The organism is Phyllobacterium sp. T2-21, assembly GCF_055378485.1.
Window position 1 is genome coordinate 1 of the sequence record NZ_AP027912.1, and the last position, 20,422, is coordinate 20,422.

General features: G+C 59.9%; 18 protein-coding genes and 1 other annotated feature. Of the genes, 3 read left to right on the forward strand and 15 right to left on the reverse strand.

Translation table 11 applies throughout. The features are described 5' to 3' along the window. Positions 1-209, reverse strand: a sequence feature (16S ribosomal RNA rRNA prediction is too short). A gap of 812 nt (positions 210-1,021) precedes the next feature. Next, entirely contained in the window at positions 1,022-2,974 is a 1,953-nt protein-coding gene (locus ACZ5FP_RS00005) for a M23 family metallopeptidase (protein ID WP_464661497.1), read from the forward strand. 15 nt (positions 2,975-2,989) lie between these two features. On the opposite strand, the gene ACZ5FP_RS00010 is transcribed toward ACZ5FP_RS00005, so the two are convergent. The 9 genes from ACZ5FP_RS00010 to ACZ5FP_RS00050 form a co-directional block, all read right to left on the reverse strand. Next, positions 2,990-4,417: a L,D-transpeptidase family protein gene (locus ACZ5FP_RS00010; RefSeq protein ID WP_464661498.1), complete on the reverse strand. Its 1,428-nt coding sequence runs from the start codon at positions 4,415-4,417 to the stop codon at positions 2,990-2,992. 171 nt (positions 4,418-4,588) lie between these two features. Beyond that, positions 4,589-7,201 carry an ATP-dependent chaperone ClpB gene (gene clpB / locus ACZ5FP_RS00015; protein WP_464661499.1) on the reverse strand — a complete coding sequence of 871 codons (2,613 nt, stop codon included), beginning with the start codon at positions 7,199-7,201 and terminating at the stop codon, positions 4,589-4,591. Positions 7,202-7,409: 208 nt separating this feature from the next. Beyond that, the gene (locus ACZ5FP_RS00020) at positions 7,410-8,144 is read right to left on the reverse strand and encodes a DUF4167 domain-containing protein (RefSeq protein WP_464661500.1); all 735 of its coding nucleotides are present in this window, start codon (positions 8,142-8,144) and stop codon (positions 7,410-7,412) included. 295 nt (positions 8,145-8,439) lie between these two features. After that, positions 8,440-9,309 (reverse strand): peptide chain release factor N(5)-glutamine methyltransferase, encoded by an 870-nt coding sequence (gene prmC, locus ACZ5FP_RS00025; RefSeq protein WP_464663122.1) that lies wholly within the window; start codon positions 9,307-9,309, stop codon positions 8,440-8,442. A 4-nt stretch (positions 9,310-9,313) separates the two neighbouring features. After that, entirely contained in the window at positions 9,314-10,393 is a 1,080-nt protein-coding gene (prfA, locus tag ACZ5FP_RS00030; RefSeq protein WP_346308189.1) for a peptide chain release factor 1, read from the reverse strand. Between the two features lie 24 nt (positions 10,394-10,417). Next, the gene (gene ptsP, locus ACZ5FP_RS00035) at positions 10,418-12,658 is read right to left on the reverse strand and encodes a phosphoenolpyruvate--protein phosphotransferase (RefSeq protein WP_464661501.1); all 2,241 of its coding nucleotides are present in this window, start codon (positions 12,656-12,658) and stop codon (positions 10,418-10,420) included. Between the two features lie 153 nt (positions 12,659-12,811). Next, positions 12,812-14,065, reverse strand: a complete 1,254-nt coding sequence (locus ACZ5FP_RS00040) for an aspartate kinase (protein WP_182552176.1) — start codon at positions 14,063-14,065, stop codon at positions 12,812-12,814. Positions 14,066-14,254: 189 nt separating this feature from the next. Continuing rightward, positions 14,255-14,566 (reverse strand): type II toxin-antitoxin system RelE/ParE family toxin, encoded by a 312-nt coding sequence (locus ACZ5FP_RS00045; RefSeq protein ID WP_464661502.1) that lies wholly within the window; start codon positions 14,564-14,566, stop codon positions 14,255-14,257. Between the two features lie 3 nt (positions 14,567-14,569). Beyond that, positions 14,570-14,830 carry a type II toxin-antitoxin system ParD family antitoxin gene (locus ACZ5FP_RS00050; protein WP_223613510.1) on the reverse strand — a complete coding sequence of 87 codons (261 nt, stop codon included), beginning with the start codon at positions 14,828-14,830 and terminating at the stop codon, positions 14,570-14,572. 156 nt (positions 14,831-14,986) lie between these two features. Here ACZ5FP_RS00050 and ubiG point away from each other — a divergent pair, with 156 nt between their 5' ends. After that, positions 14,987-15,730, forward strand: a complete 744-nt coding sequence (ubiG, locus tag ACZ5FP_RS00055) for a bifunctional 2-polyprenyl-6-hydroxyphenol methylase/3-demethylubiquinol 3-O-methyltransferase UbiG (RefSeq protein ID WP_426136476.1) — start codon at positions 14,987-14,989, stop codon at positions 15,728-15,730. On the opposite strand, the gene ACZ5FP_RS00060 is transcribed toward ubiG, so the two are convergent. From ACZ5FP_RS00060 to ACZ5FP_RS00080, 5 genes are all read right to left on the reverse strand, one after another. Continuing rightward, entirely contained in the window at positions 15,720-16,619 is a 900-nt protein-coding gene (locus tag ACZ5FP_RS00060) for a DMT family transporter (protein WP_288194171.1), read from the reverse strand. The two genes, ubiG and ACZ5FP_RS00060, sit on opposite strands and share 11 nt — an antisense overlap. 63 nt (positions 16,620-16,682) lie before the next feature. Next, positions 16,683-17,096, reverse strand: coding sequence for a DUF1178 family protein (locus ACZ5FP_RS00065; protein ID WP_464661503.1), 414 nt, complete (start codon positions 17,094-17,096; stop codon positions 16,683-16,685). Then, on the reverse strand, positions 17,093-17,962 hold the full coding sequence (locus ACZ5FP_RS00070) for a carbon-nitrogen hydrolase family protein (RefSeq protein ID WP_223613514.1): 870 nt from the start codon (positions 17,960-17,962) through the stop codon (positions 17,093-17,095). The genes ACZ5FP_RS00065 and ACZ5FP_RS00070 overlap by 4 nt, the downstream gene beginning before the upstream one ends. A gap of 10 nt (positions 17,963-17,972) precedes the next feature. Next, entirely contained in the window at positions 17,973-18,242 is a 270-nt protein-coding gene (gene grxC / locus ACZ5FP_RS00075) for a glutaredoxin 3 (protein ID WP_346308196.1), read from the reverse strand. Between the two features lie 77 nt (positions 18,243-18,319). Further along, the gene (locus ACZ5FP_RS00080; protein ID WP_464661504.1) at positions 18,320-19,075 is read right to left on the reverse strand and encodes a ComF family protein; all 756 of its coding nucleotides are present in this window, start codon (positions 19,073-19,075) and stop codon (positions 18,320-18,322) included. A gap of 64 nt (positions 19,076-19,139) precedes the next feature. On the opposite strand from ACZ5FP_RS00080, the gene ACZ5FP_RS00085 reads away from it, so the two are divergent. Beyond that, positions 19,140-20,030 (forward strand): methyltransferase domain-containing protein, encoded by an 891-nt coding sequence (locus tag ACZ5FP_RS00085; protein WP_464661505.1) that lies wholly within the window; start codon positions 19,140-19,142, stop codon positions 20,028-20,030. Positions 20,031-20,039: 9 nt separating this feature from the next. On the opposite strand, the gene ACZ5FP_RS00090 is transcribed toward ACZ5FP_RS00085, so the two are convergent. Beyond that, complete coding sequence (locus ACZ5FP_RS00090; protein ID WP_464661506.1) at positions 20,040-20,360, reverse strand: hypothetical protein; 321 nt, start codon at positions 20,358-20,360, stop codon at positions 20,040-20,042. Positions 20,361-20,422 lie beyond the last annotated feature (62 nt).

The window sequence follows — 20,422 nt, forward strand, 5'->3', positions numbered from 1 at the left end:
TCCAACGCGGGCTCATCCATCTCCGATAAATCTTTCTCCCGAAGGACGTATACGGTATTAGCACACGTTTCCATGCGTTATTCCGTAGAGATGGGTAGATTCCCACGCGTTACTCACCCGTCTGCCGCTCCCCTTGCGGGGCGCTCGACTTGCATGTGTTAAGCCTGCCGCCAGCGTTCGTTCTGAGCCAGGATCAAACTCTCAAGTTGAAAATTTGATATTGGCTATATTGGTCACGCTTGGATCAAAGCCGAAGCCTCAATCCGTTGAATCGACGAGAACATATATACACCTTACATCTGATTGCTCAGACGCATGTAACATCTTCTCTCGAAACGTGTCCGCCAAAGTATCTGTTGAACATCTTCCGATGTTCCGCAGGACCCTGCCGCCCACGTTTCTCTTTCTTCTGTATAAAATTGTCAAAGAACAGACCATGGCAAAAACCACCGTCAACCGGAACCAGCCGGCACCAAGTCCAACCCCGAAAACCAACCGCACGACCACAAGGCCACACCGTCAATCCCTTCGAGACCCTACTCGAAGGATCGTCACTCGCGCAACAATCCGAAAACCACCAGAGAGCTTCCTTTAGGGCGCATTCAGCAACCGCCAGCGGCGCCCCGCCCTCGTTGTGTCGGTATATAGACCCCACCAACCAAAACTGTCAACACGCCTTTTGCGTTTTTTATCAAAAATGTGACACGATTTATCCACAGCCCCGTATTTGCTGGACGAAACGCCGGCAAATAAGCCGCCGAAGCGTATTGTGATGGCTGCGGCCACAAACATGCCGGATTCAAACCCTAGCGCTGGCTCCCGTGCGCGGGTTCATTTCCGGGGATCATGACGGGTATCTCTCTATATAGGCACTCTTCACGATCGGCGCGTTGACAGATGGAAGCTGCGAGGGCAAAACTGCGGCCTTGTTGACTTCGTACCAGTAAATGGCTGGTCGGCACGCGCCGAAAAATCAAATAAGCCTGCATCAATAACGGCGACAGGATCGACACTGAGAAGCATGAAAGAGTACGAGGGGCACTCATCCATCGATCCGGGCAACGAACCGCCGTTGATTACAGACGGGCGTCGCGGCCCGCCCGATCGCCGTGAAATATCGGCACGATGGCTGGCCGGGACCTTTCTGACCGGCATCACCTCCAGTGTATTGATGGGTGTGGCCCTGTTTGCCGCGCTCGATGGCCGCGAACAGCTGGCGACGCCGCCGGAACTGATGGCCCGCACCATCGCCCCTACCGCCAGGGACAACAGCAGCGTGGCCAAGGGCACGCGCGTTGCCGCGACGACGCCGGTCCGCCGCAACCGCGACCGCCGCCGTCTTGATGTCTCCACGGTCTTCAAGGAAGGCGAACGCGACGTCATCCGCTCCACACCGTTCGAATATGTCCGCATCGCGCTTGCCTCTGTCCACAACAGCAACCGCAAATATCCCGGCTTCAACCCGCTGGACGTGTTTGCCGAGGCCAACGAAGGAACCGACCCCACCCCCAAGACCGGCATGATCTACGGCGCCAAGGTGGAAAGTGAAGTCAGCCTGCGCACCGTGGACTTTCCCCTCGCCACCGCACAATTCGATCCGTCCGATGATTTGAGCGCCGACGAAGTGGAAGACGTTGTCCGCAACACCGGCGCGCTGCTGACCGACGGCGCGGTTCAGGTGGCCTCGCTGCACTACGTGGATCCCCTGCGCTTCGGCGCCGACGAGGACCCCTTCAACCTGCGCAATCCGCTTGCGGTCAAGATCATCCAGGAAAATGTCAGCGTCTCGCCCCGGATGGGCGAAGATGCCGAGAGCCATGGCTACTCGGAAGAGCTGATCCCGTTCCGCAACGACAAGGACATCCTCGGCGCCTTCAATGAAGCGGGCTACGAGGACGAGGATGCCAGCGGCATGTCCGAAGCGATCGCGAAACTTCTCAATTCGCCGCGCCTCAAGGGCGGCAGTGTCCTGCGCCTGGGAATTGAGTCGCACGACGGTGTCGACCGGATCATGCGGTCCAGCGTCTACAACGGCACCACGCACATTCTGACCATCGCCCTCAACGACAAAGACCAGTATGTGCCGGCCGACGAGCCGGAGATGACACCGGGATTGCAGCTTGCCTTTGACGACAACCCGCCCGCCTCGCGCCAGCCCGGCGATCTTCCCACGGTCTATGACGGCATTTATCGTGCGGGCATCGCCTATGGCATGACCGACACGATGATCCAGCAGCTGATCCGCATGCTGGCATCCGATGTGGATTTCCAGGCGCAGCTTGCCCCGACCGACCAGCTGGAAGCGTTCTTCTCGCTGCCGGCCGATTCGGAAAGGGCGGGCGACGAATCGGAAATACTCTATGTCGCCGCCAATTTCGGCGGCAATTTGCGCAAATTCTACCGATTCCATTCCGCCGACGGCTCGACCGATTATTATGACGAGAACGGCCGCAGCTCAAAACAGTTCCTGCTGCGCAATCCCGTGCCCAATGGTGTGTTCCGCTCGCCGTTCGGCATGCGCCGCCACCCCATTCTCGGCTATTCCCGCATGCATACGGGCGTCGACTGGTCCGCGCCGCGCGGCACGCCGATCATCGCGGCCGGTAACGGCGTGGTCGAACGCGCCGGCTGGACCAACGGCTATGGCAACCAGACGGTCCTGCGGCATTCCAACGGTTATGAAAGCAGCTATTCGCACCAGAACGCTATTGCGGCCGGTGTGACACCGGGTGCCAAGGTCCGGCAGGGCCAGGTGATCGGCTATCTCGGCTCGACCGGTCTGTCGACCGGTCCGCATCTGCACTATGAAGTCATCGTCAACGGGTCGAAAGTGGACCCGATGCGCATCCGCCTGCCCGGCGGACGGGCGCTTGGCGGCGATGATCTCACCGCCTTCAAGCGCGAGCGCGAGCGCATCGATCAGCTGCTAAAGGAAGATAACGGCAACGCACCCAAGGTTGCCGCCAGCGGCTGACCACAGTCCCAGGTTTTACTCCTGGAACTCCACGGTCACGCCTTTCTGCACCAGCTTCGACAATTCCATCGCGTCCCAATTGGTCAGGCGCACGCAGCCATGGCTGTTGGTCTTGCCGATCTTTGATGGCTCCGGCGTGCCGTGGATGCCATAGGTCGGCTTCGACAGCGCGATCCAGACCGTGCCCACCGGCCCGTTGGGACCAGGCGGGATGGTCAGCACCTTGTTGTTTTCGCCCTGCTTGAAGTTCAGCTTGGGATTGTAGGTATAGTTGGGATTGATCGCGATGCGCTCCACCTGCACGATCCCTGACGGCGACGGCGTATCGGTCGAGCCAATGGTCGCGGGATAGGCCACGATGAGCCGCCCCTCGGCATTATAGCCGCGCACCTGCTTGCGGCCCTTGTCGGCGATGATCTTGGTCACCGAACCGCCGACATTCTGGCCGGGATTGGCAACCTGGATCACCGTGCCGGGACGATTGAAATCCGCACCCGGATTGATTTCCTTCAGGTAAGCCTCATCCATGTGAAAGCGCTCGCCCAGCATCTCTGGAACGGAGGTAAAGGCCATCCGCTCCAGCTGGGCCTTGTGGCTGTAATCCTCGGGGATCGAGGCAACGAAGGGATAGGCCGCATCTTCCGATGTGATCGTATAGGCAACGAAGGCAGGACCGCCCGTCTGTTCGAGCGAGGCATTGATTCCCGCTTCGTTGAGCGGGTCGAATTTCTGGCCGGTCATTTCCTCGAAAGCCGCCACGGCCTTGTCGACATTGCCGCCCTTGCGCCCGTCGATGACGCCGGGCGAAACACCGACCCGGTCGAGGAGCACCTGAATGGCGGCAATCTTGCTCTTGGCACCCTGCCCCTTGGGCAATTGCACGGTGGGCGCCGGATTGGGGTGCGCCGGGATGGCTTCCTGCGATGGTGGCGATGCCAGATTTTCGCCCGGCATTTCCGGATCGATCAGACCGGGAGATGACGGCGCCATATCCGGCTGATTGTTGGCCGGCGGCAGCGGCGCACGCTCGACCGTGCGATAGTCGCGCTCGGACGGTTGCGACGGTTGCCCCCGATACGGGTCGTTCGGGCGATTCGCATAGGGATCTTCGGGAATTGATCCGGTATCGTAGGGATCCTGCGGCGCATCGGGAAAATAGTCGATGCCGCGGCCGTCATTGGCATCATTGCGCGGCTCTTCGACCGAAACAACCCGGCCACGGCGATCCACCGTCACCCGGCGGTTATATTCATCGAAATAAACGCGGTATTCGCCGCGGCGCGGCCGCCGGTCCGATTCGAACAATTGCGCAACAGCAAAGGGCGCCTGATTCGCCTCGGCGCTTACCGTAAGGCTTGCCGCCTGCACGGGGGATATGGTCGCCGATACCGCAGGAATGGCGGCAAAAAGCAATGCAAACACAATCAAATGACGAAACGCCATATTTTCAACTTCCGGTTTCCGCTAACGCACTCTTAAGCATAAATGACCGACTTTCCTGTCTTTATGGTTAATGCGGCGCTTTTATCGTCGCATCTACAGCATGAAGCAGACATGAAAATGGCCGCCATGCGGCGGCCATTCCGATTCTTCGCTTCTTTGCCGGAGCAGGGCTCAGGCGGCTTCGCTCTTGTCCCGATCGGGCGCGGATTTGACCGACCTGAAATTGAGCCGGTCGGAACCCGCGGTGATCTTGACGGTCGAACCATCGAGAATCTCACCGAGCAGAATCTTCTCCGCCAGTGGATCCTGCACCTGCTTCTGGATCACGCGCTTCAATGGCCGTGCACCATAGGCAGGATCATAGCCCTTGTCCGCCAGCCAGTGGGTCGCATCCTCGTCGATCTTGATGATGATCTTCCGATCCGCCAGCAAGGACTGCAGACGCTCCATCTGAATCGCCACAATCGCCCCCATTTCGTTCCGCTTCAGGCGGTGGAACAGGATGATCTCGTCCACGCGGTTGAGGAATTCCGGCCTGAATGAGGCCTTGACCACGTTCATCACGTCCTCGCGGGCGCTTTCCACATCCTGGTCTTCGCGCAGCGCTGTCAGATATTCCGCACCGAGATTGGACGTCATGATGATCAGCGTATTGCGGAAATCCACCGTCCGGCCCTGGCCATCCGTCAGACGTCCATCATCAAGCACCTGCAACAGCACGTTGAACACATCCGGATGCGCCTTTTCGATCTCGTCGAACAGGACAACCTGATAAGGCCTGCGCCGGACCGCTTCCGTCAGCGCTCCGCCTTCCTCATAGCCGACATAACCGGGAGGCGCACCGATCAGACGCGCGACCGAATGCTTCTCCATATATTCGGACATGTCGATGCGAACCATGGCGGTTTCGTCGCTGAACAGGAACGCGGCCAGAGCCTTGGTGAGCTCCGTCTTGCCGACACCGGTCGGTCCGAGGAAAATGAACGAGCCAATCGGCCGGTTCGGATCCTGCAGACCGGCACGGGCACGGCGCACGGCTTTGGAAACGGCCTGAACCGCTTCACCCTGTCCGATGACCCGCTTGGCCAGTTCGTCTTCCATGCGCAACAGCTTTTCACGCTCGCCTTCCAGCATCCGGTCAACCGGGATGCCGGTCCAGCGGGACACAACCTGCGCGATATGGTCGGGCGTGACGATTTCCTCGACCATCGAGGTCGATCCATCCTGCTGCTCGGCCTGCGCCAGCTGCTTTTCCAGCTGCGGGATCGTGCCATAGGCAAGCTCGCCCGCCTTCTGGAATTCGCCATTGCGCTGGGCTGCGGCGAGGGCGTTGCGCGCTTCATCCAGCTGACCTTTCAGGTCGGCCGCATGCCCGAGCTTCTGCTTTTCCGACTGCCAGGTGTTGGTCAGCGCCGTGGACTGCTCCTCAAGTTCGACCAGTTCCTTTTCCAGCCGCTCCAGACGGTCTTTCGATGCATCGTCCTTCTCGACCTTCAGGGCCTCGCGTTCGATCTTCAGCTGCATGATGCGGCGGTCGATTTCGTCGAGTTCTTCCGGCTTGGAATCCACCTGCATCCGCAGGCGCGCCGCGCCTTCGTCAATCAGGTCGATCGCCTTGTCCGGCAGAAAGCGGTCGGTGATATAGCGGTTCGACAGCGTTGCGGCGGCAACCAGGGCCGAATCGGAAATGCGAACCTTGTGGTGCTGTTCGTATTTCTCCTTCAATCCACGCAGGATCGAAATCGTATCCTCGACCGACGGCTCGTCAACAAACACCGGCTGGAACCGCCGGGCCAGTGCCGGGTCCTTTTCCACGTGTTTGCGATACTCGTCGAGTGTCGTCGCGCCAACGCAATGCAGCTCGCCGCGTGCCAGGGCAGGCTTCAGCAGGTTCGATGCATCCATCGACCCTTCGCCCTTGCCGGCGCCGACCAGCGTGTGCATCTCGTCGATGAACAGGATGATGTTGCCATTGGCCGACTGCACTTCGGAAAGCACACCCTTCAGGCGCTCTTCAAACTCGCCGCGATATTTCGCACCGGCGATCAGCGCACCCATGTCGAGCGCCATCAGCTGCTTGTCCTTCAAGGACTCCGGCACGTCGCCATTGACGATGCGCAGCGCCAGCCCTTCGGCGATCGCCGTCTTGCCGACGCCGGGTTCACCGATGAGAACCGGATTGTTCTTGGTACGGCGCGACAGGACCTGGATCGTCCGGCGGATTTCGTCGTCGCGGCCGATAACCGGGTCGAGCTTGCCCGACCGCGCATCGGCGGTCAGGTCGCGCGCATATTTCTTCAAGGCGTCATAGGTGTTTTCAGCGGAAGCCGAATCGGCGGTCCGGCCCTTGCGGATATCGTTGATAACCGCATTGAGGCCCGCGGCGGTCACGCCCGCGCGGCTCAGGATTTCCGATGTCTTTGCCGACTTCTCGATGGCAAGCGCCGTCAGCAGCCGTTCAACCGTGACAAAACTGTCGCCGGCCTTCTTGGCAAGCTCTTCCGCCGTGGCGAAAACCTTGGCAAGCGGCTGGGCAAGATACAGCTGTTCGTTGCCGCCGGTGACTTTCGGCAGCGCATTGAGCGCGGCCTGCAACCCCAGGCGCACATCGGCTATACGCCCGCCCGCCCGCTCGATCAGCGATGCGGCAAGGCCTTCCTCGTCATCGACGAGAACCTTGAGCAAATGCTCCGGTGCAAACTGCTGATTGTTGGAAGAAAGTGCGAAGGTCTGTGCAGACTGGATGAAGCCGCGAACGCGCTCAGTGTATTTTTCAAGATTCATTCTTTGTCTCCTTTTCCCCAGAACCCTGAAGCGGCATCCTGGAGTCTTCTGGTGACGGATCCCCTGCAAGAGGCAGATCCATACGATCAAGGCTCATATGGGAATGCTTTCCTGCGCCCGCAAGATACTCCCAAAGCAGGAATTTGAAAAAAGAAAACGGCGCGGAAACTATTCCGCGCCGTTTGCAAAATCAGGTGCTTGACGTGGGTCAGACGTCGGATTCGACAGCTGCCCGGCGTTTCTTCACTTCGGCCACGATGCTGGCCGGGGAAAGATCATTGGCGGTATCTGGAGCAGCGGCAGCAGGTGCTGCATTTTCCTCGGTTACGCGCGGCTCACGCGGACGCGCCGGCCTGCGGCCGCGCGGTGCCCGGCGTGCCGGCTTTGCTTCGGCCGCGTCCTGGGATTCGCCGGATTCCGCTTCCGTTTCGCCTTCATCGCTGGCGGTGTTCTCTTCGGCAACCGGAGCCTGGTTATACTGCCGGCGCTGCTGATGCGGCTGGCGCTGGCTGACCGGCTCTTCGCCATAGGCAACTTCCGCAGGCGTTCCTTCGATCACCGGCTGCGGTCCGCTGCCATTGATCTGCTGGTGCTGGACCGGACGGTCCTGCTGCTGTTCGTTGCCGTCATCATCGTAGACGCCATCATCGTCCTGGTCATCGCGGTCATCGCGCTGATACTGAACGGGTGCCTGAGCCTGAGCAGCAAGAATGATTCGATTGTAATGTTCGGCGTGCTGGAGATAGTTTTCTGCCATCACGCGATCACCACTGCTCTGTGCGTCGCGCGCCAGAGTGGTGTACTTTTCGGCGACGTGCTGAGCATTTCCCCGGATTTTAACGTCGGGACCGTTGCTCTCGTAGTTACGGGAAAGTGGGTTGGGACCTTTGCGGTTGTTGTTACCGCGTCCGCGCATGCGCCTATTCTGCTGTACTGGCCTCATACTTATCTCTTTTCAGAAAATCAGGGGCGCTCATTTGCTCACCATTTGAGTCAAAAAGCTTCGCTTCTCAAGTGCCGACCTGAAGCGCGCCCCGCGCTTCAATCGCATCCAAAGTTCATAAAACTTTTGTGCTTCCGCTAAAACCATCCCTCCAAGAACAATTCCGAGGAGAAATCAAACACCCGGAAAATTCCGTATCAATCTCTTGATAGGCAAAACCAGACTTGTTCGGTTTAGAGCGGTGACTGGAAACTAGCCGCCTTCGCGACAAATTCCAAGCCTTTTTTCAATAATTTTACAGCTTCATGAACAACATTGCTCTTTCGTGCCCGGCGATATCCGTCTGCAGACCCTTCAAGGCGAAGCCTGATCTTGCAAAAATCGTCTCGACATCCGTCCGCTGATCATAGCCGATTTCCACGGCAATTGCGCCGTTCACGCGCAGATGCCTGTCCGCCTGTTCCGCAATGATGCGATAGGGCTTAAGGCCATCCGCGCCGCCATCCAGCGCCAGAACCGGATCGTGCATTGCCACTTCGGGCTGCAAATCCACTATGTCTTTCGACCGGATATAGGGCGGATTGGAAATTATCATGTCAAATCCGCCAGTTACCTCAGCAAACCAGTTGGAATGCAGCACGGCGAACCGATTGGACACACCATTGAAATGGGCATTGTCGCGCGCCGTTACAAGAGCGCCCGGCGCAATATCCACGCCGATGGCCCGAAGATGCGGGACCTGACCCAGCAAGGCAATGGCGATGGCGCCTGTGCCCGTTCCAAGATCGATGAGATCGGCAACGCCATTCTCCGCCACGCGTTGCTGCAGGAATGGCAGGGCAAGTTCGACCAGCGCTTCCGTGTCGGGCCGAGGCTCCAGCGTATCGGCGGACAGTGAAAATTCCAGCCCGAAAAAGGCGCGCCGGCCAATGATCCGGTGCACTGATTCGCCGTTGATTCGCCGGTTAAGCACCGCGTCGAGCCGGGTCAGGAGGTCCGCCGCCACCTCATTGTGCGGATTGCGGATCGTTTCAAGCCGGTCAAAGCCGGTGATCCATTCAACCAGAAGGCGCGCATCAAGCTCCGCATTTTCAATGCCAGCTTTGATGAGGACAGAACGGGCCTGAATGTGGACGTCAGCAAGGCGCGAACCACCTTCAATCATGCCGTCAGTACCCGTCATTCATCTGGGCGAGAAGAGCTGTCTGATGGTCGGAAATCAGCGCCCCGATCAGCTCGTCCAGATCGCCTTCCATGATGCGGTCGAGCTTGTACAGCGTCAGGTTGATGCGATGGTCGGTGACGCGGCCCTGCGGAAAATTATAGGTGCGGATGCGCTCCGAACGGTCGCCGGAGCCAACCTGGCTGCGCCGCGCTTCCGAACGCTCGCTGTCGGCCTTCTGCCGCTGCATGTCAAACAGCCTGGACCGCAGCACCTGCATGGCGCGGGCACGGTTCTGGTGCTGGGATTTTTCTGCCTGCACCACGACGATGCCCGAAGGGATATGCGTGATGCGCACTGCCGAGTCCGTCGTGTTGACGTGCTGGCCGCCCGAACCCGACGCGCGCATCGTGTCGATGCGGATATCTTCGGCGCGAATATCGATATCGATTTCCTCGGCCTCCGGCAGAACGGCAACGGTGGCGGCGGAGGTGTGGATCCGGCCGCTTGCTTCCGTATCCGGCACGCGCTGCACCCGGTGCACGCCCGACTCGAATTTCAGCTTGGCAAAAACCCCCCTGCCCGAAACCATGGCGATCACTTCCTTGTAGCCGCCGGCTTCGCCATCGCTGGCCGAAATCAGCTCGACCCGCCAGCCGTTGGCCGACGCATAGCGTTCATACATGCGGAAGAGGTCGCCGCCGAACAGCGCAGCTTCCGAGCCGCCCGTTCCCGCCCGGATTTCCAGAATGGCATTGCGCTCGTCGGCGACATCCTTCGGCAGGAGCAGAACCTGAATGTCCTGTTCCAGCGCTTCGATACGTTCGTTGATATCAGGCAGCTCCGCCTCGGCGAGATCGCGCATATCCTTGTCGGTCGCCGCATCGTTGAGCATGGATTTCAGATCGTCAGCTTCGCTGCGCGATGCCAGCAGATCGCGAATCCTGGCAACCACCGGTTCCAGCTCGGAATATTCCGATGCGAGCTTCACATAGGTGTCGGAATCCGGATTGCTCGCCATCTGCGTTTCAATCATGGAAAACCGCTTCAGCAGCTGATCCATACGATCCTGCGGAATGGACATCATTTTAGTTCATTACCTCTGCAGATTTCACAGCGCAACGCCTGTTCGCTCTGCGAATTTGTTCAGGACATGCCGCAGCGAACCGGTGTCGCCGTGATTGTCGATGGCATCGGTCAGCTGCGCATGCAATTCACCGACATCGAGTGTACCCAGCATCGCCTTGATCGGACCGATGGACGCCGGCGACATGGAAATGGAGCGGAAACCCAGCGCGATGAGGGCCATGGCCGAAAGCGGCTTGCCGGCCATTTCCCCGCACAGCGTCACGTCCGTGTTGTTGCGCACGCCTGCCTGCGCGATCTGGCGCAGCACCCGCAGGAACGGCACCGACAGATTGTCAAACCGGTCGGTGATCATCGAGTTGCCGCGATCAACCGCCATGACGAACTGGAACAGATCGTTGGAGCCGACCGAAACGAAATCCACCACCGACATCAGTTCGTCGAGCTGCCAGAGCAGCGACGGCACCTCGACCATTGCACCGATCTTCACCCGCGTCGGCAGGTTGTGGGCAAAGCGCGAGAGGTGCTGCACTTCACGATTGATCAGTTCGCTCGCCTTGCGCACCTCAGCCACTTCCGTGACCATCGGAATCATCAGGCGCAATTCACGCCCGCCGGCTGCCTTCAGCAGGGCGCGCACCTGTGTGCGCAGCAGGCCCGGACGGTCGAGCGTCAGACGGATCGCCCGCCAGCCCATCGCCGGGTTTTCCTCATTCACATTGCTGCGGAAATAGGGAAGCACCTTGTCGCCGCCGATATCGAGCGTGCGGAATGTCACCGGCCGGTCGCCCGCCGCATCGAGCACCGAACGGTAAAGCCGCTCCTGCTGCTCGGCCCGCGGGAAGGTCGACGCCACCATGAATTGCAGCTCCGTGCGGAACAGGCCAATGCCTGCCGCCCCGGCTTCGGTCAGCTGCGGCAAGTCCACGAGCAGCCCGGCATTCATCAGCAGCGAAATCGGCACGCCGTCCTTGGTCACCGAAGGCTTGTCGCGCAATTCGCGGTAGAGCGCCTGCCGCTTGGCGCGGAACTTGACCTTCTCCGAATAGGCCGCCTCGACATCCGCCTGCGGGCGCAAATGCACCCTGCCGTCATCGCCATCAACAATGACCGCATCATTGTTTTCCGCCATGGACACGACGCCCTTGACCTGGCCGGCGACGGGAATACCCATGGCGCGGGCCACGATCACCACATGGCTGGTCGCCGCACCGTCTTCCAGAACCAGGCCGCGCAGGCGTTCGCGCGGATAATCCAGGAGTTCGGCAGCGCCCATCGACCGGGCAATGATGATGGCATCCTTGGCCAGCGAACCGGCCATGGTCTTCACGTCGCGGCCCATCAGCTGGCGCAACAACCGGTTGGCAAGATCGTCGAAATCGCTGAGCCGTTCGCGCATGTACGGGTCGGTCAGATGCATCATCCGCGCGCGGGTGTCACTCTGGACCTTCTCCACGGCCGCCTCTGCCGTCAGGCCATTGCGGATTGCCTCTTCGAGACGCCGCACCCAGCCGGTGTCATGCGCGAACATGCGATAGGCTTCCAGCACTTCGCGGTGTTCGCCTTCAAACGCCACATCGCGGCGCGACAGCATGTCATCGATGGAAATGCGCAGCGAACCCAGCGACGTTTCAAGCCGGTCGATTTCCGTATCGATGTTTTCGTTGAACAGATTGGTGACGACGATGCGCGGCTCGTGCAGCACGACATGGCCAAGACCGACACCATCATTGAAGGCGCTGCCGGAAAAGCTCATGGGCTTGCCGAGATCCAGCTCGACACCCGGCCGCGCCAGTCGGGTCAGGCTGCCCGCGGCGACCATTTCCGCCAGGACCATTGCCGTGGTTTCGAGCGCTTCGACTTCATCCTCGCGGTAGACGCGCTTGGTCCGGTTCTGCACGACGAGAACGCCGAGCGTCCGCCCGGCCCGCAGGATCGGCACGCCGAGGAAGGAATTGTAGATTTCTTCGCCCGTTTCCGGCAGGTAGGCAAAGGCCGGATGCGTCTGGGCGTCCGTCAGGTTGAGCGGCCGGGCGCTCGAGGCGATCGTACCGACAAGACCCTGGCCAAGCCGCAACTGCGCCAAGTGAACCGCGGAAGGATTCAAACCCTCGGTTGCATAGAGTTCGAGAACACCGTCCGAGCGCAGGACGTAGAACGAGCACACTTCCGCAACCATGTTCTGCGCGATTTCGCGAACGATCCGGTCAAGCCTCTCCTGCGGCTCAAGAGCCTCCGCCATCAATTCGCGGAGACGCTTCAGCATGACACGAGGACCTGATATCTGCTCGCGCGTGGGCACCCATCTGCTCCATATTATTATTGGCAAGACCTGAATGGTCTTGCCAATCAACTCTTTGATTCATCATGTCAGTCGAGACGTTCACCGACAAACAGAATCTCTGTCTTAGACGGTAAATTAATGCTTATCCAGACCGTAGACAGAATGCAAAGTCCGAACCGCAAGTTCCGCATAGGGACCGTCGATCAGAATGGAAATCTTGATTTCCGACGTGGTGATGGCGCGAATGTTGATGCCCTTGTCCGCCAATGCGCGGAATGCGGTTGCCGCAACGCCCGCGTGGCTTCGCATACCGATGCCGATCACCGAGACCTTGACCATGCCGGCTTCCGACTGGATGATGTCACAACCGATCTCTGCTTTGACCTTTTCCAGAACAGCCAGCGCCTTGTCGAGATCGCCCGAGGGAACCGTAAAGGTCATGTCGGTTTTCGATCCGTCCTCGGAGATGTTCTGCACGATCATGTCGACATTGATGTGCGCTTCGGCCAGCGGGCCGAAAATGCCGGCGGAAATACCGGGACGGTCTGCAACACGGCGCAAGGAAATCTGAGCTTCGTCCTTGGCGTAGGCAATTCCTGTTACAACCTGCTGTTCCACGATTTCTTCCTCGTCGCAAATAAGTGTACCGGGCGGATTGATCAGATCACCCATGCCCGGCGCATCGGGGTCTTCGAAACTGGATCGCACAAATGTGCGCACTTTGTGCACCATCGCAAGCTCGACGGACCGCACCTGCAGAACTTTCGCCCCAAGGGACGCCATCTCGAGCATTTCTTCAAACGAAATGCGTGACAGCCGGCGGGCCTTCGGTTCGACACGCGGATCGGTGGTGTAGACGCCATCGACATCTGTGTAGATGTCGCAACGGTCTGCCTTGACCGAGGCGGCGATCGCCACGGCGCTCGTATCCGAACCGCCACGGCCGAGCGTCGAAATGCGGTTATCCGGGCCAATGCCCTGGAAACCGGCGATAACGGCAACCTGGCCTTCCTTGAAACGTTCGATCAGGAAAGAGCCGTCAATGTCGATGATGCGTGCCGCGCCATGGGCATTGTCCGTCTTGATCGGAATCTGCCAGCCTTGCCAGGACCGTGCATGCACGCCCATGTGCTGCAGGGCAACCGCAAGCAATCCCGCCGTCACCTGCTCGCCGGAGGCGACAATGGCATCGTATTCGCGGGCATCGTGCATCGGCGAGGTCTGGCGGGTCCAGGCGACGAGCTCGTTGGTTTTCCCTGCCATTGCGGAAACGACGACCGCGACTTCGTGCCCTGCATCAACTTCACGTTTGACATGCCGGGCCACATTACGGATGCGGTCGATATCGGCCACCGAAGTGCCGCCGAATTTCATCACAATGCGTGCCATGGGAAATACCGTTCTGGAAAGGCTTGAAAATGGGATCGAAAACGATCCGCCCTGTCGAAAGCGGAGCGCGGTTTCCCATAACGAAATTATGACGCAACTGCAAGAACGCGAGATCAAGCCCGTCAGGTTTTTGGACGCAGCCTGTCGTTGAAGGTCAATCTTAGTCCTCGGACAAAAGAAACGTGAAATTCAATCGCGATTCTGCAAGAGATCGGCGGTAATGTCGCGCCCACCATAGAAAACGCCCAAGATCAGCACACTGTCCGATGTCACCGCAAACGCGATACTGACGCTGCGCCTGTACCCGATGATGCGCACGCCCGCCATGATATCGTCCCGAATGCTACCGCGCTTGGGAAAGGTCGCCAGCCCAAGACAACAGTCCCGAATGCCGGCCAGAAACGCTTGCACACGCTCCGGATTGGCATTGGCACGGATATAGTCGTAAAGTTCAACCAGTTCCTGCTCGGCCCGTGGATGAAATACGACCTTGTAATCCATGGGCTACCTGGCTTTCATGCCACGGCCCCGTGCCTCGAGAGCAGCGAACACTTTCTCGGCAGGAATGCCCATGGCCGGATCCTTCTGCAGTTCCTCCAGACGATTGGGAATTTCCTTGCGCAGCCAGTTTTCCCGCGCCTCTTCAAAATCTTCCAGCATACGCAGACCTGCCCGCACAACCTCACTGGCATTGTTATAGCGACCGGTCTCGAGCTGTTTCTTGATGAAACGCTCATAATGGTCCCCGAGTGCAATGCTTGTCATGGCATCCATTCCTCAACGCTGTTGCGACCATAATAGGCGCATCATTTGATAACAATAGATACTAATGGATAACATATAGGCCCGGGAAGCGGAATTTGCGTCTTGACATTTTTTGCCGGAAGGGGCCACTCCAAAGGCAGCAAAAAGGACGTTGCCATGACCGAAGCCCAACGCAGCACGATCGATGCCGCCGAAGTAGACCGTTTTTCGCGCATGGCGGCCGAGTGGTGGAATCCGCAGGGCAAGTTCCGCCCCCTGCACAAGTTCAATCCGACGCGCCTCGCCTACATCAAGGAAAAGGTCTGTGCCCATTACGGTATCGATCCGAACAGCCCACGGCCGTTTGCCGGCCTGCGCCTGCTCGACATCGGCTGCGGCGGCGGCCTGCTGTGCGAACCGATGGCGCGGCTGGGTGCCGCCGTTGTCGGCGCCGACGCCAGCGAGACCAACATCGAAGTGGCCAAAATTCATGCTGCCCAGAGCGGCCTGGATATCGATTACCGTGCCACGACAGCCGAAGCGCTGGCGGAAGCCGGGGAGCAATTCGATATCGTCCTGAACATGGAAGTGGTCGAGCATGTCGCCGATGTGGAGCTTTACCTCACCGCCTGTGCACAGATGGTCAAGCCGGGTGGCGTGACCTTTGTCGCCACCATCAACCGCACGTTGAAAGCGCTCGGCCTTGCCATTTTCGGCGCCGAATATGTCCTGCGCTGGCTGCCGCGCGGCACCCACCAGTACGAGAAGCTGGTGCGTCCGGAAGAGCTTGAGGGACCGCTGACACAGGCCGGGCTCGAAATCACGGAGAAGGTCGGCGTCACCTACAATCCGCTCGCCGACAGCTGGAACCGTTCGACCGATACCGACGTCAACTACATGGTGCTGGCAATCAGGCCGTAGCCTTCGTCATCATCCGCTGCGCCTTGGTCGTCATCAGCACGCCGATGGTGATGATGACCGCCCCGGCCCACGTCGCCAGCTGGTAGCTTTCGCCGAGGAACAGCGTTCCGGCGATCAGCGCCACCGCAGCGCCGACATAGCCGATCTGGCTGAGGTAAACCGGGCCGCCGACGGCCTGCAGACGGAAATACAGCGCAAACATGCAGGTGGAAGCGAGAACCTGCGCCACCACCAGCCACGGCACATTGCCAAGCGGCCCGACGGCAAAACTGCCGCTGGCGTAGAAAATAACCGGAATCAGCAACAGGGCTGTCGTCAGGTGGCTGCCCGCCGCAAGCTCGGTCGGATCGGCACCTTGCGGCCAGTCGACGGTACGGTAGACGTTGCCGAGCGCCAGCAGGACCGGAATGAGCAGGCCGACGACAACCCAGAACGGTTCGGCCGGCTGTCCCACCTGCCCCCTGGTGAAGCCGACGAGCACCGCCCCGGCAAATCCCGTAAGAATGCCGAGCAATCCCAGCATATTCGGCCGCTTGATCTTGAAGAGCATCGACAGCAACAGGGTGAAGACGGGCGAGAGCGTATACATGATGCCGGTAAAGCCTGACCCGAGATGCGGAATGGCCGACAGCGTCATCAGATTGGGGATGGCATAGGAAATCAGCGCCGTCACGAGATAATACCGCGCCATGCGCCCGTTGAGCAGCGGCCGCTTCCCCATGGCCAGAAACGCCAGCAGGAGCACGACGCCAGCACCCGTCGAAATCACGAAGGCCCAGACCGCCGGGGTTATTCCGGCGCCAAAGGCCAGCTTGCCGAACGGCAGCGTCAATCCGAGGAAGGCGCCGGTCAGGACGAGCAGCGCGGGAGCGGAATTCAGAAATGGCATGGATGCATCCGGCAGGACTGTGAAGACTGCGGCAGCTTAGCCGTTCGCGTTAAAGTGGCAAGGTCAATTGTGGTCTTCAGGGAAGGTCGGCAAAGGCATGATGTCGACGCCGTCTTCCAGCAGCGACTGCACCTCCTCGCCCGAGGCTTCGCCGTAAATCCCGCGCTGGTCCGCTTCGCCGAAATGGATCTTTCGCGCTTCCTCGGCAAAATCAGCGCCGACATAATCGGCATTCTCGCGCACCTTCCGCGCGACTTCCTTCAGCTCGCTGACCATTTTGCTCATGGCAACGGCCATCTTCTCCTTCTGCCGTGCCGTGGTCACGGAAGGAGCCATCAGCGCCTTTTCCACCTTGTGCGAACCGCAGACCGGACACGTGACCAGCCGCTTCTTCGACTGGTCGTCGAAATCATCATTGCTGCGGAACCACCCTTCGAATTCGTGGTCCTGCGCGCAGTGAAGGGAAAAGCGGATCATGACGCGGCCGATTGCCTCTCGCTCTGGCCGTCATCCGACTGAATGACCAGACCAAACGGGCGGGCATTTTTAAGATTGGGGACCTTCGACCGGGCCGCCGCACTCAGGGAGGGATCGATATCGGCGACGATCACGGCCGGGTCCGCGTGGCTGGCTTCCGCCAGAACCTCGCCCCACGGCGCAACGATGATCGAATGACCGAAGGTTTCGCGGCCATCCTCATGCACGCCGCCCTGCGCCGCCGAAATGACAAAGGCACCGTTCTCGATGGCGCGGGCGCGCTGCAGGACATGCCAGTGCGCCTCGCCTGTCTGGCGCGTGAATGCCGCCGGAGCCGTCAGAACGGAGGCACCGGCCAGGGCCTGTGCGCGGAACAGCTGCGGGAAGCGCACATCGTAGCAGATGGCAAAACCCAGCCGCGCAAAGGGCAGCGTGGCAACGACGGAATCCGCACCAGGTGCGTAAACAGCCGACTCGCGCCAGCTCTCGCCATTGTCGAGATCGACGTCGAACATGTGGATCTTGTCATAGCGGGTGATGATCTTGCCATCCGGTCCGAACAGAAAGGCGCGGTTGGCGATCTTGCCGTCTTCGCGGGCAATGGCGGTCGAGCCGATATGCAGGTGAATGCCGTGTTCTGCCGCCAGTTCCGACGCGGTGCGCACGATGACGTCGTCCTCTTCCGCGCGCAGAACATCGGCGAGCGCCTTGCGGTCGCGCTGCAGCGCGCCCGTCATTTCAGGCGTCTGCACGTAGACGGCGCCTTGGCCGACCGCGTCGGCCACATAACCGGCAAGATCGTTCGCATTGCGCTGGGGATCAACGCCGGAGCGCATCTGGATGGCCGCTGCACGAAATGAGCTCATTGTCCGTTCCTTACGCCAGTGCGCCGGTCTTCAGCAGCGGGTCAAGACGCCCCTGCTGTTCAAGCGCATAAAGGTCATCGCAACCGCCGACATGCACGGCGCCAATGAAAATCTGCGGAAAGGTCGTGCGCCCATTGGCGCGCGCCAGCATGGCTTGCCGCGCATCGGGTTGCGCCGTTGCATTGTGTTCGACAAAAGCCACGCCCTTCTTGTCCAGAAGGCCCTTGGCAGCCGTGCAATAACCGCAGCCATCGCGCGTATAGATTGTGACATCAACCATCATCATACTCCACTATAAAGTCTATATAGGCGTCCGCAATCAAAGCGCAAAGACCCGTTTTTTCCGCAAAACAACTGTTAGACAGATAATTCTTTCGACAGAACCCGTGCAAAGGTCAAGACATCGACGCTGGAAGCGCCGCCGCGCAGCAGAGCGCGGGTTGCAGCCTTCACCGTTGCGCCGGTCGTATAGACATCATCGATCAGGAGAACCCTGCGTCCGCGCACCCTGATATCCTGGTTATCCGGCACCTTGAACGCGCCCCTGACGTTTACCGCGCGTTCCGCGGCGCCAAGCCCGACCTGCTGCCGCGTCGGCTTGACCCGTTTCAGGGCGCCGGGCTCGAACGGCTTGCCGCTGATCCCGCTGAGATGGCGGGCAAGTTCGGCGGACTGGTTGAACCGGCGCAGCCAGAACCGCCGCGCATGCAGGGGCACCGGCACGATGACATCGCATTCGGCCAGCAGTTCGCTGCCGGCCCGCGCCATCCACCGGGCCATCCAGGGGCCAAGGTCGGTCCGGTCGCTGTATTTCAGCCGGCGCACCATGGTGCTGATCGCCCCCTCATGGACGGCAACCGACCGCGCACGGCGGAACGGCGGCGGATCGGCGATTGCCTCGGCCGAGAGAATTTCCGCGCCGAGATCATGGCTGAAGGGAATGCCGAGCACCGGACAATAGGGCTTTTCGATAAAGCGGACTTTTGACCAGCAGGCCGCGCAAAGGCTGCCCGGCTCGCAGACAAGGCTCTGGCATTCCGCACAAACCGGCGGAAACAGCAGCATGAACAGGCGATTTGTCACGATGCGCGCAAAAGCGCGGGCGGTTTCCATTGCAATTCCATCCGGGGCGACGCATTTAGCGGGAAGAACTATACATTGATCAGAGAAATTCGGAATGGATCAGCACAGGATCTTCGATCGGAATTTGCTTCAGCAAAGGCGCCTGCGCGCGCTTCGCCAGCACGGGATGACGGGCGATTTCCTGCTTGCCCGTGCCGCCGATGATCTGGAAGAGCGCCTGTCCGCCGTCGAACGCAGTTTCGACGTCGCCGTCGATCTTGCCAGTCACACCGGACTGGCAGCCAAGGCAATCGAACGTTCCGGCAAGGCCGGCAGCATCATCCGCATCGAACAGGATGCCCGTTTTCTCGATGCGGCGTTTCCCTCCGTCGTTGCCGATGAGGAAATGCTGCCCCTGAAACCGGCGGGTGCCGGACTGATCGTTTCGCTGCTGTCGCTGCACCTGACCAACGATACACCCGGCACGCTGCTGCAGATCAGGCGCGCGCTCAAGCCGGATGGCCTGTTCCTCGGCGCCATGGCCGGCGAGGCCACCCTGTCGGAGCTGCGTGAGGTTCTGCTGGCCGCCGAAAGCGAAATCAGCGGCGGGGCGTCGCCGCGCGTTGCGCCCTTTGCCGATGTGCGCGATGTCGGCGGCCTGTTGCAGCGCGCGGGTTTCACCCTGCCGGTGACCGATATCGAAACCTACACGGTACGCTACGATTCTCTGTTCGCGCTGATGCGCGATCTGCGGGCCATGGGCATGCAGAACATTCTCTTCGGGCGGTCGCGCAAGCCGCTGACCCGCCGCTTCTTCCTGCGGGCGGCTGAAATCTATGCGGAGCGCTTCAGCGATCCGGATGGCCGGATCCGGGCAACCTTCTCATTTATCTGGATGTCGGGCTGGGCGGCGCATGAATCGCAGCAGAAGCCATTGAAACCCGGCTCCGCCAAGGCGTCGCTCGCCGATTTCCTTAAAGACGTCGAAGCCTTGGAAAAGAAATAGCCGGCAGTCTCAGCAGTCGCCGCTTTTGCTGCCGTTGCTGTTGAAGATACAGACGGAATCAGGAGATTTCTGCAAAACGCTGCGGCGGATCGTGTATTCAGACGGCGCCGCCTTCTTGATCGAGCCGGTCGACATCGTGTCGATGGATCGGCTCGACGCGTAGTCCACCACGGATTTCGACTTGCGGTCGGCAAGCGGCGCAACAACCAGTGCGAGTGCGATTGCAGCAGAACCGAACAAAAGGGTTATGCGCAAGATGCCAGTTCCCGCACCCAGGAATGTCCTGGTCTGCGCTGCAGCCTCGTCGAGATTGTCGAATTTATACCCCATGCACCACCTGGAAAAATTGATCCGTCCTTGATTAAAAGTCGCCCATTCGCGTGAAGGATCGA